The organism is Leucobacter salsicius M1-8, from assembly GCF_000350525.1.
GTDB classification, from domain to species: domain Bacteria; phylum Actinomycetota; class Actinomycetes; order Actinomycetales; family Microbacteriaceae; genus Leucobacter; species Leucobacter salsicius.
Genome location: NZ_AOCN01000024.1, coordinates 21,043 through 35,497 on the forward strand (window position 1 = coordinate 21,043; position 14,455 = coordinate 35,497).

Annotated in this window: 12 protein-coding genes; 6 read left to right on the forward strand and 6 right to left on the reverse strand. The window is 65.0% G+C overall.

All coding sequences use genetic code 11. The annotated features are described in order from the left end of the window. Positions 1-300: 300 nt before the first annotated feature. A complete protein-coding gene (locus tag C795_RS0111740; protein ID WP_017793948.1) occupies positions 301-1,572 on the forward strand; it encodes an ABC transporter substrate-binding protein in 1,272 nt (423 codons plus the stop codon). 79 nt (positions 1,573-1,651) lie between these two features. On the opposite strand, the gene C795_RS0111745 is transcribed toward C795_RS0111740, so the two are convergent. From C795_RS0111745 to C795_RS0111765, 5 genes are all read right to left on the reverse strand, one after another. Beyond that, entirely contained in the window at positions 1,652-3,406 is a 1,755-nt protein-coding gene (locus C795_RS0111745; RefSeq protein WP_017793949.1) for an HNH endonuclease signature motif containing protein, read from the reverse strand. A 106-nt stretch (positions 3,407-3,512) separates the two neighbouring features. Continuing rightward, positions 3,513-4,304: an ABC transporter ATP-binding protein gene (locus C795_RS0111750; RefSeq protein WP_017793950.1), complete on the reverse strand. Its 792-nt coding sequence runs from the start codon at positions 4,302-4,304 to the stop codon at positions 3,513-3,515. Then, complete coding sequence (locus tag C795_RS0111755) at positions 4,301-5,302, reverse strand: ABC transporter ATP-binding protein (RefSeq protein WP_017793951.1); 1,002 nt, start codon at positions 5,300-5,302, stop codon at positions 4,301-4,303. The genes C795_RS0111750 and C795_RS0111755 overlap by 4 nt, the downstream gene beginning before the upstream one ends. After that, positions 5,295-6,281: a branched-chain amino acid ABC transporter permease gene (locus tag C795_RS0111760; protein WP_017793952.1), complete on the reverse strand. Its 987-nt coding sequence runs from the start codon at positions 6,279-6,281 to the stop codon at positions 5,295-5,297. Before C795_RS0111760 ends, C795_RS0111755 begins: the two co-directional genes overlap by 8 nt. Before the next feature lie 9 nt (positions 6,282-6,290). Continuing rightward, positions 6,291-7,637: a branched-chain amino acid ABC transporter permease gene (locus C795_RS0111765; protein WP_232225485.1), complete on the reverse strand. Its 1,347-nt coding sequence runs from the start codon at positions 7,635-7,637 to the stop codon at positions 6,291-6,293. Positions 7,638-7,934: 297 nt separating this feature from the next. On the opposite strand from C795_RS0111765, the gene C795_RS15955 reads away from it, so the two are divergent. Together C795_RS15955 and ftsY are read left to right on the forward strand one after the other, a co-directional pair. Further along, positions 7,935-9,128, forward strand: a complete 1,194-nt coding sequence (locus tag C795_RS15955) for a hypothetical protein (RefSeq protein WP_157487105.1) — start codon at positions 7,935-7,937, stop codon at positions 9,126-9,128. A 27-nt stretch (positions 9,129-9,155) separates the two neighbouring features. Next, positions 9,156-10,031: a signal recognition particle-docking protein FtsY gene (gene ftsY, locus C795_RS0111775; RefSeq protein ID WP_017793955.1), complete on the forward strand. Its 876-nt coding sequence runs from the start codon at positions 9,156-9,158 to the stop codon at positions 10,029-10,031. Here ftsY and C795_RS0111780 read toward each other — a convergent pair. Beyond that, positions 9,994-10,857, reverse strand: a complete 864-nt coding sequence (locus tag C795_RS0111780; RefSeq protein ID WP_157487106.1) for a hypothetical protein — start codon at positions 10,855-10,857, stop codon at positions 9,994-9,996. The two genes, ftsY and C795_RS0111780, sit on opposite strands and share 38 nt — an antisense overlap. 156 nt (positions 10,858-11,013) lie before the next feature. Between C795_RS0111780 and ffh the strand changes: the two genes are divergently transcribed. The 3 genes from ffh to rpsP all read left to right on the forward strand — a co-directional run bounded on the left by ffh (position 11,014) and on the right by rpsP (position 14,452). Next, positions 11,014-12,582, forward strand: coding sequence for a signal recognition particle protein (ffh, locus tag C795_RS0111785; protein WP_017793957.1), 1,569 nt, complete (start codon positions 11,014-11,016; stop codon positions 12,580-12,582). 3 nt (positions 12,583-12,585) lie between these two features. Further along, positions 12,586-13,878, forward strand: a complete 1,293-nt coding sequence (locus C795_RS0111790; RefSeq protein WP_017793958.1) for an alpha/beta fold hydrolase — start codon at positions 12,586-12,588, stop codon at positions 13,876-13,878. A gap of 145 nt (positions 13,879-14,023) precedes the next feature. Next, the gene (rpsP, locus tag C795_RS0111795; protein WP_017793959.1) at positions 14,024-14,452 is read left to right on the forward strand and encodes a 30S ribosomal protein S16; all 429 of its coding nucleotides are present in this window, start codon (positions 14,024-14,026) and stop codon (positions 14,450-14,452) included. The last annotated feature ends 3 nt before the right edge of the window (positions 14,453-14,455 follow it).

Genomic DNA, 14,455 nt, shown 5'->3' on the forward strand with positions numbered 1-14,455 from the left:
TTCAGCAACGCCCGCATTGCCCCCTCCCGGTCGCTAGCACCGTGTCTCCAATGATCGTGGTGGATGCGAGGATCGGCGAGCACAGCACGTTGTAGACCTGCACACGACCTGGGCGAAGCCGACCCTGTGTCACAAACGCTCCGATGAGGGCTACATCTGGGAGGATTGCCGCGGCCGCCCGAAATCTAACGAATTTGTCTCTACGGCATGCCGCATAGTGGCGGTAGGCCATTTGCCCAGTAGGCTCATCGACAAGCTCCGCAATTTGGGGGCGTTTCAATGATGAAAGGCAGTTAGCCAATGAAGGTTTACTCCAAAAAAGCAGTCGGTGCTCTCGCCCTGATGGCGAGCGCAGCTCTCATGCTTTCCGCGTGCAGTGGCGGCGGCGACACGGCCCCCGCCGGCGGCGACGAGACCACGGCAGATTCTGCCGTCGACGTTCTGCGCATCGGCACGCTCTTGCCCCAGACCGGTTCACTCGAGCACCTGATTTACGGCCCGCAGGCAGCCGTGAAGCTTGCCGTGTCCGAGATCAACGACGCGGGCGGCGTGCTGGGCAAGCCCGTCGAGGTGGTCGTCGAGGCCAATGAGCACGACCCGACCGACCCGACGATCATGAACAAGAGCGTCGACGAGATCATCAAGGCCGACCCGGCCTTCGTGCTCGGCGCGATGGGCACCGGTAACACGAACGCGGCCATGCCCAAGATCACCGAGGCCGGGATCCTCATGGGTTCGCCCTCGAACACGGGCATCGCTCTCGCGGGCATCAACCCGCTGTACTTCCGCACCATCGCGTCCGACATTATTCAGGGTCGCGCACTCGGCAACCTGATTCTGCAGGACGGCAACGCAAAGGTCGCCGTGCTCACGCAGAACAACGACTACGGCAAGGGTCTGCGCGACAACCTGCAGACGACGCTCGAGGATGCCGGCGGCGAGGTCACCTACGGCGCCACCGGCGCGGGCGAGGAGTTCCCCGAGGCTCAGACCACGTTCTCATCTGAGGTGACGGCAGCCCTCGCGACCAAGCCCGACGCGGTGGCCATCGTGAGCTACGTCGAAGCAAAGCAGGCGATTCCCGAGCTCGCAGCACAGGGCTTCGACCTGTCAAAGCTCTACCTCGTTGACGGCAACACCGTGCCGTACCCCGAGTTCGACGCCGGCCTGCTCGAGGGCGCGCAGGGTACGACCCCCGGTCGCACCGTGGACGACACCTTCGAAAAGGCGCTCGTCGCTGCTTCACCCGACGCAAGCAAGAGCCTCAACTTCGCTCCCGAGGCGTACGACGCAGTGATGCTCGTCGCCCTCGCGGCGGAGAAGGGCGGCTCGGCTGACACCGATACCATCGTGGCAAACCTGCACGCGGTATCGGGTACCGACGGTGGAGAAGAGTGCGACACCTTTAAGGCGTGCTCCGACCTGCTGGCTGAAGGCAAGGATATTCACTACCTCGGCAAGGCTGGTGGTGGCCCGCTGAACGACGACAACGAGCCGTCGACCGCGCTGATCGGTATCTACAAGTACAACGCCGCGAACGAGCCCGTAGCAGTGGGCGAGATCGAGGGTTAGTTTCTCTCGAACCCGTGGAACAACAGCGGCCGGTTTCCTGCGGGAGGCCGGCCGCTGTCGTCCGTGTCACGAGCACGCGTCACCAGGGTGGCGGTGAATCTGGAGGTGAACCGTTCGGACGCTCCGGCCCCGGCCCCGGCCCCGAGCCCGATCTCGATCCGGATCCCGATCTCGACCCGGGCCAGGGGTTGGGGCCATCACGCCACAGCCGAGACCGGATGTGCTGCTGCGCCAACTGGAGATCGGGCTCGCCGAGCGCGGATCGGAAGGCCACCCTGCTCGGTGGCGGCTCCCGATACACGCGCCCCGACGGGTACGTCCATTCGTAAACGCCGCGTTCGTCCTGCACCACGAGACAGTTGCCGTGGTGCTTGAGTATGTGGTGACCTCGACACAGATACCCGAGATTGTCCGTTGCGGTCGGACCGCCATCCTCCGCCGCGATCGTGTGGTCGATGTCGCACCGGTACGTGGGTAGCCCACAGCCGGTGAACCTGCAGTGCTCGTCTCGTGCTGCTAGGAAGTTGCGCAGTTTTGCCGGAACTCGGTACCCCTCCACGGAGAGCACATCACCCGTGTTCTCCGAGCCGGTGCTGTCGTCGACGATGACCGTATCCCAGGTCGGGGTGTCGTGCGCGATGCGCTGGGCGGTGTCCGTGTCGATTGGACCGACCCCCACCAACTCCGGCTGGAACCAGCCATCATCAATGACGGTCCCGGTCCCTGTGCCAGTACTGGCCGCACCGAGTCGACCGGTCAGCGACACCGGAACGAGCACCTGTATGCGGGCGGATACTCGAGGGCCGAGACGCGGCTGCCGGCCGTCTGTCTCGGGCACCTGGCCCTCGAGCAGGAGCGCGACCAAGCTGTCGGCGCGCGCCTCGGGCAGCGGCCGTTTCATCGCCTCTCGGGCAGCTCTCGGAGCCAGTGCATCGGCACGCCCCGTGTCTGCAGTACTTACGCCCGTGGGCCCGGTGTCTGCAGCACCCGCGTCCCGCTGCACACTCGATGCCGACACATCCGTCTGTTGCAGTCGCTTGCCATGCTGCGTGAGCTGGTCAAACACCGCATGCGCTTCAACGCTGGTCAGATGGGTGGTCAAGTTGCACATGCCGTCTTCAAGTTCGGTAAGCCACACTCGCCGGTACTGTTTCGCAGACCGATGCCGGTCATTAAATGTGACCCCCGCCACCTTCTCTGCGAGGCGCTTCGCGACCGGTGCCAGCAGGGGAGGGGTCTGCGCGAGTGCATACGGTAGGACGGCTGCCTCGTACAGCTTGTACCGTCGTGCCACCTCGATACCTGCGGCCTCCTCGCCCAGGAGCACCCCGTCAGCGTCAACGAGCGTGCCGCCGAGCTGTTCAGCGGCATGCTGCAAGATGATGCGCCCCGCATCAACCACGGTGCGCACATGCTGGGTGGTGAGGTCGCCTGCTGCCTGCGCCTTGTGGAGCTTGGGACACCACTCCAACGCGTCTACCGCGTGAGCAATATCCCTGCTGACGTGGGACTCGGGCACGTGCAGAGCCGCCGCAATCTCGGCGCGCACCACGCGATGGGCCCGGTCGCGACGCACCACCGCACCCCGAGGAAGCCCCACCGGTCGCCCGGGCCCAACCGTGAGCGCCTGTCTCGCGAGCTCCTCTGCAGCAGATCCCGGATCTACTCCCACCACACGCAGCCCCTCGCGCTCAGCGAGACGATAGGCCTGCGCGAGGAGCGTGTCTCGGCGTGCACCAAGGGCACGCATGCTCGCGTCAACATCCACGATCTGGGAGACCAGATCGGCGAGGTGCCCCAGGTGAGGGCTTTCGTCTTCGAAGGGATGTTGCATGGTTCCATTGCAGCAGCAACCACCGACAAACAAGCCCGGTTTTGGGGCCCTCCCGATACAAAGTTTCGGGCAGTTTTTAGGTATGGACCCTACAACAAACCAAGCGCTACTCGGCCCCCGTGACCGCCGGTCCCGAAGCCGCCGGTCCCGAAGCCTTCGCCTCGACGTCCTGCGCGAGCGTGCCGAGGTACAGCTCGATCACGCGGGGGTCGTTCGCGAGCTCACGGCCGGGCCCCTCATACGCATTGGTGCCGTGGTCGAGCACGTATGCGCGGTCGCAGATCTGCAGACACCTACGCGCGTTCTGCTCGACCATGATGATCGTGACGCCTGTCTTGTTGATCTGGCGGGTGCGAATGAATGTCTCGTCCTGGCGCACGGGGGAGAGCCCGGCGCTTGGCTCGTCGAGCAGCAGCACGCTCGGGCTCATCATGAGCGCGCGGGCCATCGCGACCGACTGCCGTTCACCGCCCGAGAGCGAGCCCGCGAGCTGCTTCTGCCGTTCGGCGAGCATGGGAAACAGGTCCCACATCTCGGCCACGCGGCTGGCAAACTGCTTGGGCTTCAGAAACAGCCCCATCTGCAGGTTCTCTTCGATCGAGAGCGACGGAAACACGTTGTTGGTCTGCGGCACGAAGCCCACCCCGGCACGCACGAGCTCGTTCGTCTTAAATCCCGTAACGTCCTCGCCGTTCAAGAGCACGCGGCCGCTACGAATGTTGACGAGCCCAAACAGCGATTTCAGCAGCGTCGACTTGCCGGCACCGTTCGGGCCGATAATGCCGACCAGCTCGCCTTTGCGAGCCTCGAGTGAGCACTCGTTCAAGATGTTGATGCCGGGCAGGTAGCCCGCGTCCAGGCTCTCCGCCCGCATGACGATATCGTTTTGCGCAGTCATCGCGACTCCTCTGAAATCTCCTGTGCCAATTCTTCGGCGGCCTCTGTGGCGATCGCGCGAATCACGCCCGTCGTGAGCACGTCATCGTCGCCGAGGTCGCGGTCGTGGTGCGCACCCAAGTAGGCGTCAACGACGGCCGAGCTGGTCATGACCTCCTCGGGGAGGCCCTCGGCGATGATCTTGCCCTGCGCCATCACCACCACCCAGTCCGAGATGTGGCGCACCATGTGCATGTCGTGCTCCACAAACAGCACGGTCGTGCCCTCGTCGCGCAGCATCTGAATGTGGTCGAGCAGGCTCTGCGTGAGGGCCGGGTTCACGCCAGCCATCGGCTCGTCGAGCATGATCATCGACGGGTTGGTCATGAGCGCCCGCGCCATCTCGAGCAGCTTCTTCTGGCCGCCCGACAGCCCGCCTGCCATGTCGTCGCGTTTCTCGTGGAGCTTGAACTTGCGCAGCAGATCCTCCGCGCGCTCGACGTTTTCGCGCTCGCGTTTCGCCCACAGCGGCTTCACGAGACCCACGAACATGTTCTCACCGGGCTGATCATTCGCCCCGATGAGCATGTTCTCGAGGACCGTCATGCGGTTCAGGGCCTTCGTGAGCTGAAAGGTCCGGATCATGCCGGCACGCGCGACCTTGGTCGCGTTCGTGCGGCCCAACTGCCGCCCTTCAAACGACCAGCTGGCCTTGCCCTCGCTGCTGCCGACCAGGCTGGCCGCGTTTGAGGGGTGATCAAAGCCCGTGAGGAGGTTGAAGAAAGTCGTCTTGCCGGCGCCATTCGGTCCGATGAGCGCCGTGATCGCGCCGCGCTGCACCTGCAGGTGGTCAACGTCGACCGCGGTCATGCCGCCGAACCGCCGCTCGATGCGGTCCACCGTGAGAATTGGATCCGGCTTCGCAACCCCGGGAGTTTGCTCGAGCGTGCGCAGTTCAGCGCGCAGGGCCTCGCGATCGCTCGGATACGCGAGCGCGTTCGTGGATGGTGCGTTAGACATTGAACGACAGCTCCTTCTTGTTGCCGAGTATCCCTTGTGGCCTGAATATGACGAGCAGCATGAGCATCAGGCCAATCAGGATCCAGGAAACGATCTCGGTCTGCTGCGCGTTGAACACGCTTGCCGGCACGAACTCGGTCATGGTCGCCGAGATGACGAGGCGCACGACGAAGAACAGGATCGATCCGAGCAGCGGGCCAAGGATGGTTGCGGCGCCGCCGAGCAGCATGATCATCCACAGGTTGAACGTGGTGGCGCGGCCCATGCCGTCGGGGTTGATGGCTGAAGGAAGCACCATGATGATGCCGCCGAAGCCGCCCATGACGCCGCCGATCATGAGCGCCTGCATCTTGTACGAGAACGTGCTCTTGCCGAGGCTGCGCACCGCGTCCTCGTCCTCACGGATGCCCTTGAGTACGCGACCCCAGGGGCTGCGCATCAGCAGCCAGGTGATGAGAAGGAAGAGCGCCACGAGGCCCCAGGCCACGATGCGTGACCACCAGTCATCGACGCCGGTGTTGACGTACTCGAGCCCCAGAATGGACGTGCGGCCCTCTGGCAGCGGGGAAAGGGCATTGAACTCCACGCGGAAGTTGGGGCTCTGGATGCCGCTCGGGCCGCCGGTAAACGGGGAGAGATTGGCGAGCCTGGCGACCATGCGCACGATCTCGGCCGCGCCGATCGTGACGATCGCGAGGTAGTCCCCGCGCAGTTTGAGCGTTGGGATGCCGAGCAGCAGCGCGAAGAGGGCTGAGCAGAGCATCGAGATGATCAGCGAGGGGAAGAACCCGAGGCCGCTCATGACCGAGATGACGAAGCCGTAGCCGCCAAGCAGCATGAAGCCGGCCTGACCCATATTCATGAGGCCGGTAAAGCCAAAGTGAATGTTGAGGCCAATCGCAGCGAGGACAAACGCTGCCGTAACCGGGCTGATCGCTGTCTGCAGAATGGATTCCAGCAGATTGGTGAGAAACTCCATTGTGTGCCCCTAACCGATTCGTTCTTTTCGGCCGAAGATGCCCTGGGGGCGAATCAGCAGCACAACAATGAGAATGAAGAGTGCCGCGGCCTGTTTCAGGTCACCGGGCAGCCAAATGTTTGCGACCTCGATGATGTAACCGATGATCATGGATCCGACGATGGCGCCAAATGCCGTGCCGATGCCGCCGAGCACGACCGCCGCGAACAGCAGCAACAGGTAGTGCCAGCCGGTGTTCCAGGAGATGCCGTTGAGCACCAGGCCGAGGAGCACGCCCGAGAGTCCAGCGAGCGCCGAGCTGCCGACCCAGACGACTCGGATCACCCGGTTGACGTCGATGCCTGAGGCCTCGGCGAGCGCCGGGTTGTCTGACACCGCGCGCGTGGCGCGGCCAAACCGCGTGTACTTGAGGGCGAGGCTCGTCCCGACAATCGCGACGAGGGCGATGCCCATCGCAACATAGGACTGCACGGTGAGCGTGACCCCGAGCATGGTGACCGTTGCGGGGGTGCTCGGGTCGATGCGCAGGATGTTGGCGCCGAAGAAGAACTGGAACACGTTCTGCAGCACGATCGAGAGACCGATGGAGACGATCATGAGCTGCATCAGGCTCAATCGCTTCTTGCGCAACGGCTTCCAGAGCACCGCGTCTTGCACCCAACCGAATGCGGCGAGCAGTATGAACGCGATGCCGCCCGAGAGCCAGATATTGCCGGTGAGACCCATGAAGAGGAAGGCGAGAATGCCGCCCATCGACATCATCTCGGCGTGCGCAAAGTTCGTCATGCCCGTGGTGCCGTAGACGAGTGAGAGCCCGACGGCGGCGAGTGACAGCAGCAGCCCCATGCGAATACCGGAGGCCGACTGCTGCCAGAACCGGGCCCACGAGAAGCCTTCGCCGCTGGCCTCGGTGGCTGACGCGCCGGTGCCATCGGGCTGGTTGGTGGTGGCGGGCTTCTGTGAGCCGCCCGATGACTCATCGTCCTCTGTGCCCGGTGCGGGCGCTGCGGCCGCGGCATCATCGGTGAGCGGGAAGAGCGCGCTCGAGCTCGTGTAGAGCTTCACCGTAATCGTGCGAGTCGACTGGCCCTTGGCGAACTGGCCGCTCGGCAGCGTCGAGCTGTCGAGCGCAACGGTGTACTCACCCTCGGCATCGACGGCAAACGCCCAGCGGCCTTCCGCATCAGTGTCAACCTGCTGCTCACCATCGTTGAGGTCGAGGGTGACACCAGCGGCGGGCTCGCCCGCGGTGGTCTTAATGATGCCCTGGATGCAGGCGGTGGCAGGGTCGGGAGCGCAGGCCGCGGCGTGCGCGGGGGGAGCCAATAGCGTCGACAGCCCAAGCAGTGCCGTCAAGCTAATCAGAAGAAGGAGCAGGAAGCGTCTGAGAGACGCCCCGCTCCGTTGCGGGGTGAGGATCACGTGACCTCCATTGGTCGTTTTCCATCGTGAAGCGAATACGTTCTGCGGCTCTGTGACCTGCCTGAGTTCACAATGCCAGTTGTTCAGTGAATATAGCGGAGTCGAGAGCAACCGAGCGCACCGGCTGTCGGCATGGTGCAATTTACTGTGGCGAGGCGGCGCATAAGTCTGTCCGTATCGGCCGGAGATTGGGGCTGCGGGTGCGCGACTCGGGCCAGTACGCTGCTGACTATGGCTGCCCTGACGGTTGATGAATTACTGGCCGCTCCGCACGGGCGGCGGCTGTGCCTCGCGTTCGCGGAGCTCGCGTGTCAGGCGCTGGCAACAATAGCCCCAGAAGAACACTGGCGTTCACATGCACTCTTCCAAGCCAGTCACGTGCTCGACCCGGGAGTCGGCACCTCGCGCGTCATGCTCTATGTCGCGGGTGGCGAGTCGGCGCCGCCGCCTGACAACTCAGGTGCGCGTCAGGCCGAGGTTATCGGCGAGGTGGTCAGCGCGCTCGCGGATCTTTCGTTGCCCGAGTCCACGCCCGAACTGCTTCTCGAGGCGCTCGCGATGTGCGTGGAGGATGCACGTTACTGGCAGCCGCCGGTTGGCGTGCACGTGCTCGCCGCGGCGCCCGAGCTGGGCCCGCCGCTCGAGCGTGTCGCGGCGCACATCCTCGCGTCCCCGGCTTCGGGATGGTGGGCAGAGGACATGGTGGCAGCCCCGCAGTGGCTGAGCAGTTTTGGTTTGGGCGCCTCGCCCGAGACCGGCCCCCGCGACACCGGGGCGATTTTGGCGCGATGGGCCGATCACGTCACCCAACTCGAAGTAGTGGGCCTGCGCGAGCGCGAGGCCGACCCCACCGCGGCGCGGAGTGGAGAGTGGTGGTCTATCCCGCCGTATGGGCTACTCGAATCAACGCGTGCCCTCGACAGGTTTGGTCCCCTGCGGCTGCATCTCAAGGAGGACTCAAACGGGCCAGAGGCGGCGGCGGTCACGCAAGTAGGCTGGCCCGAGAGTGCCCGAGTGTTTGAGCTGCGTGGACCGGAGGACTGGGCGGTGCTGTGCCGCATCGGATCGATCTCGGTTGTGCACGAGAAGCGACTGGATTGGCACCGCGCTACCGGCGAGGAACGTGACTGGATCATGCCCGACTGGCGGATTGTGGCCAAGCAGTTCGATGCCGTGCACCTGAGCGTGGCGGGCTATCTCACGAGCGCGGGGCGCGCGATTGACTGCGGCCCAGGATCGAACCCGGCGCGCCCCGCGAGCGTGATCGCCGGGTGGGACCCAGGCGTCACCTACTGGCTCAACGATGTCGCCCGGCAGACCGGCGCGGTCGTGCACTGGGAGCGGATGGAACCCGACACCCATATCAATGTCGAGGCGTGGCGCCCGTCGAGTGACGCGGCCTCCCCAGGCCGTCGCGGGGAGTGACGGGACGTCACCGATAGGATCAGAGGCATGGCAGAGCGATCCTGGTCTTTTTCAAAAGCCTTCCGTAATATCTTCAGCGGCCCCGAACTCATCACCGATGACACCTGGGACGATTTGGAGGCGGCGCTCATCACCGCAGACTTCGGCCCAGACATCACCGAGGTCATCCTTGATCAACTGCGCGCCGACGTCACGCGCCACCGCGTCACCGAGGTGAAGGAGATGCGGCGCATGCTGCGCGACGCGATCGAGGAGAAGCTCGCGGCGTACGATCCGACGCTGAAGCTCTCGGAGCGGCCCGCCGTGATCCTCGTCGTCGGCGTCAACGGAGTCGGCAAGACGACTACGATCGGCAAGTTCGCCAAGTACCTCACCGCGTTCGACAAGAAGATCATCGTGGGGGCGGCAGACACGTTCCGCGCCGCGGCCGTTGAGCAGCTCGCGACCTGGGCCGACCGTGCGGGCGTCGACCTCGTGCGCCCGCAGCAGCAGGGTCAGGATCCGGCATCAGTTGCGTTCCAGACCGTGCAGCGCGCGATCGATGAGAACTACGACATCGCCATCATCGACACCGCAGGGCGCCTGCAGACCAAGGGTGGCCTGATGGATGAGCTCGGCAAGGTGCGCCGCGTCATCGAGAAACTCGCCCCCGTCTCTGAGGTGCTGCTCGTGCTCGACGCGACGACCGGGCAGAACGGTCTCGCCCAGGCCGAAGCCTTCATCGAACACGCCGGGGTTACCGGGCTCGTGCTCACCAAGCTCGACGGCTCGGCCAAGGGCGGGTTTGTGCTCTCGGTGCAGCAGAAGACCGGTCTCGCGATCAAGCTCGTGGGTCAGGGCGAGGGCATCGGTGACTTGACGGGCTTCACGCCCCACGTGTTCGCGCAGCAGCTCGTCGGCTAGCGGAAGCCAGCGGCGCAAAGCCAAACGCGTTGAGCAGGAGCGCGATCGCGGCGACGCCACCGCAGAAGATTGTGAGCGGCCGGGCGAGGTCCACGGTCAATGCTGTGCCAGCCGCCGCGACCAACAACGCAACCAGAGCGACACCGTACGCTCGCCACTGATCGCGACTCCATGTGCGGGCCGAGCGCGTGAGACTCCAGGGTGAGGGCACGCACGTGGCGATCGCGACAAGCAGCAGAAGCCCGTGGAGCGTGTCAAAGCCGCGGGGATCACCCATGATTGCGATGAGCCAGCCGTACGCAAGCGCGAACAATGCCGTACCAATACGTGCCGCCGCGGTGGGGGCCGGGCCGGCAGGCTCGCCCACCTCGCGCGCCTTCGCGAGCTGACGCAGCGGGATCCAGCCGAGGGCCGCCGACACTGCGAACCCGAGCAGCAGCGCCGGGAACACCGCAAACCGTTGATGCGTGACGATGAGCCAGATCATCAGTCCGAGCCCCGAAAGACTGAGCCCGGCACCGAGCCAAAACTGCAGACCGGTGTCGCGCGCCGCATCACCAAACCGTTTGTTGCCCCCGGCCAACGCGGAAATAATCAGACACAGCGCAGCGGTCGGAGCAAACGTGTAGACGGGTGCCCCGATGGGTGCGACGGTGGCAGCGGAGGCCGCCAGTAGCGCGCCAGACGAGAATGCCGACCAGAGTTTGAGTCTGGTCAGTTCGCGCGCTGGAGTGTCGGACGCGCGGATGCGAGGCTCGCTGGCCGAGCGCGTGAGCTCAATTGGACCGGTCTCGCGCGAACCGCCGACCAGTGGTGGTGCCGTCACGAGCGCTTCCCCAAGCTCCCGCAGCGTACGCCGGTTGTACATGCGTATGACATCGGTATTGTCCCCTGTTCCCCATACCCGGACCGCATGGCACATGCCTACGACCCGCGCGTTGGAGAATATCAGGCATTGGCACGCGCTAGAATCGGAACCACTATGGCTACTTTCGGAAACCTCTCAGCGCGGCTCACTGACACCTTCAAGAACCTGCGCTCGAAGGGCAAGCTGTCGGCCTCTGACGTCGACAGCACGGTTCGCGAGATTCGGCGCGCCCTGCTCGAGGCCGACGTCGCCCTCGACGTCGTCAAGGAGTTCACGGGCAAGGTGCGCGAGCGCGCCCTCGGCGACGAGGTCAACCAGGCACTCAACCCGGCCCAGCAGGTCGTGCAGATCGTCAACGAGGAGCTCGTCGAGATCCTCGGTGGTGCGCAGCGTCGCCTGGAGTTCGCGAAGAACCCTCCCACGATCATCATGCTCGCCGGCCTCCAGGGCGCCGGTAAGACGACGCTCGCGGGTAAGCTCGCGAAGTGGCTCAAGGGCCAGGGCCACACGCCGATCCTCGTCGCGTGTGACCTCCAGCGCCCCAACGCCGTCACTCAGCTCGGCGTCGTCGCCGAGCAGGCTGGCGTTGCGATCTACGCCCCCGAGCCCGGCAACGGCGTGGGCGACCCCGTCAAGGTCGCCAAGAACGGTGTCGCCGAGGCGAAGGCCAAGCACCACGACTTCGTGATCATCGATACGGCCGGCCGCCTGGGCGTCGACGAAGAGCTTATGAAGCAGGCCGCCGATATTCGCAAGGCGACGAACCCTGACGAGGTACTCTTCGTCATCGACGCCATGATCGGTCAAGACGCGGTCGCCACGGCGAAGGCGTTCCAGGAGGGTGTCGACTTTACGGGCGTCGTGCTCACGAAGCTCGACGGCGACGCGCGCGGCGGTGCCGCGCTCTCGATCCGGAGCGTCACGGGCCGTCCCATCATGTTCGCCTCGACCGGCGAGGGCCTCGGTGATTTCGAGCCCTTCCACCCGGACCGTATGGCGAGCCGCATCCTCGACCTCGGCGATATCCTCACGCTCATCGAGCAGGCGCAGAGCGCCTTCGATGAGGAAGAGGCGATGAAGGTTGCCGAGAAGATCGCGACTGACTCGTTCACGCTCGACGACTTCCTCGGCCAGATGCAGCAGCTGCGCAAGGCCGGTTCCATCAAGAAGATGATGGGCATGCTCCCGGGCATGGGCAAGATGAAGGATCAGCTCGACAATTTCGACGAGCGCGAGATCGTGCGCACCGAGGCGATCATTCAGTCGATGACGAAGGCCGAGCGCCAGAACCCCAAGATGCTCAACGGCTCGCGCCGTCTGCGCATCGCCAAGGGTTCGGGCATGACCGTGACTGACGTGAACCAGCTCGTGCAGCGTTTCGAGCAGGCCGCCAAGATGATGAAGACCGTCGCCAAGGGCGGAGTGCCGCAAATCCCCGGCATGGGACCGATGCCCGGAATGGGTGGCCACGGCGGCAAGAAGAAGCAGCAGGCCAAGGGCAAGGGCAAGAAGCAGTCGGGCAACCCGGCAAAGCGGGCCCAGCAGGCCACAGGGATCGAGGCAGCACCGGCCGCGGCCCCCGCGGGCTCGGGCTTTGGTCTCGGCGGGGGCGGCGCGGCCGCCGCTCCGAGCGAGGAAGAGCTCGCGAAGCTGCAGCAGATGCTCGGCAAGGGTCTGCGCTAAGCCATGAGCAGGGGAGCGATCCGCGGCGCCGAATACTTCATCGGCTCCGAGATCGCTGCCCGCGACCTCTGGGTCACGGTTCCACTCGACTGGAACGACCCCGAGGGTGAGACGATTCGCGTGTTTGCGCGCGAGCTCGTCGCCGCCGAGAAGCGTAACGAGGATCTACCGCTGCTCGTGCACCTGCAGGGTGGCCCGGGAGGTAAAGGCCCGCGCCCGCTGACGCGCGGCGCCTGGCTCGATGCTGCGCTGAAGCGCTTTCGGGTGATTGTGCCGGATCAGCGCGGCACTGGCCGCTCGACGCCACTCTCGGGCAGTGACTTCGCCTCGCTCCCCGCGGCTGAGGGCGCGCGGCGGCTCGCCCTGCACCGGGCCGACTCGATCGTGCGCGACTTCGAAGCGATTCGGATGGCCCACTACGAGGGGCGCAAGTGGTGGAGCCTCGGGCAGAGCTACGGCGGGTTCTTGACCCTGCACTACCTGTCGACACACCCCGAGGCGCTCGTCGCTTCGGCGATCACGGGCGGGCTGCCATCGATTGATCCGGATCCGGACGAGGTGTATCGCCGCACGTTTCCTCGCGTGCTTGATAAGAACCGGGCCTTCGCTGAGCGGTTGCCACACCTAAGCGAGCGCATCGCCCGCGTCGCCGACGTGCTTGCGGCGGGGGAGACCCGGCTACCCGACGGCGACCTCCTCACGGTGCGCAGGCTCCAAACGCTGGGGCTCGACTTCGGCATGGGCCCCGGATACGATCGCGTGCACTGGCTGTTTGATGAGGCGTTCGTCGACGTCGACGAGACGCGCCTGAGCGACACCTTCGTCGAAACGGTGGGCGCCGCGACGTCGTTCGCGACGAACCCGCTCTTCATGGCGCTGCAGGAGAGCATCTACGGCCCCGGGCCCACGACCTGGGCGGCGCAGCGGGCACGCGTCGAGCGCCCCGAGTTCGACGAGTCCCAGCGGCCGCTGCTTTTCACGGGTGAGATGGCGTTCCCCTGGATGTTTGAGGAAGTGCGTGCGCTACGCGGGTTTCGCGCGAGCGTCGAGGAATTGGCCGCCCGCGAGTGGTCGATCGCACTGTACGACCACGCCCGGTTGGCGGCGAACGAGGTTCCCGTGGAGGCCGCGGTCTACTTCAACGACATGTACGTCGACGCCGACCTCTCACTCGACACCGCACGACGCGTGGGCGGCATCGAGACCTGGGTGACAAGCGAGTACGAGCACGACGGCGTGCACCACGACGGTGTCGCAGAGCGGCTGTTTGCCACACTCGAGCTTCGGCTCGGATAAAACCCCTGGTCGCAACATAAATTGCGATTTTGGCCTGATTGTGGCAAAATTGTGGAGTTCGCGAAATACGCGTGCCCAGGTTTTCACGCCGATCACTCCTTGGATGTGGGTCGAGCGTCGTGCCATTCAATTCAAGGAGTCACTCATGGCTGTCAAGATTCGCCTCAAGCGCTTCGGCAAGATCCGTTCGCCCTTCTACCGTGTTGTCGTTGCAGACTCGCGCACCAAGCGCGACGGTCGCGTCATCGAGGAGATCGGCAAGTACCACCCCACCGAGAACCCCTCGTTCATCGAGATCAACTCGGACCGTGCACAGTACTGGCTCAGCGTTGGCGCACAGCCGACCGAGCAGGTTGCTGCACTCCTCAAGCTGACCGGCGACTGGGCTAAGCACACCGGTGTTGGCTCGACCGAGTCGAAGGTGCTCGCTCCCGAGCCCAAGGCTGTCTTCCAGGTAGACGCTGCCAAGAAGACCGTCCTGCGCCCCAAGGCTGAGAAGCCCGCAGAGGCTCCCGCTGCTGAGTCGGCAGACGCTCCCGCCGAGGAAGCAGCTGCAGAGACCACCGAGGCCTAAGTC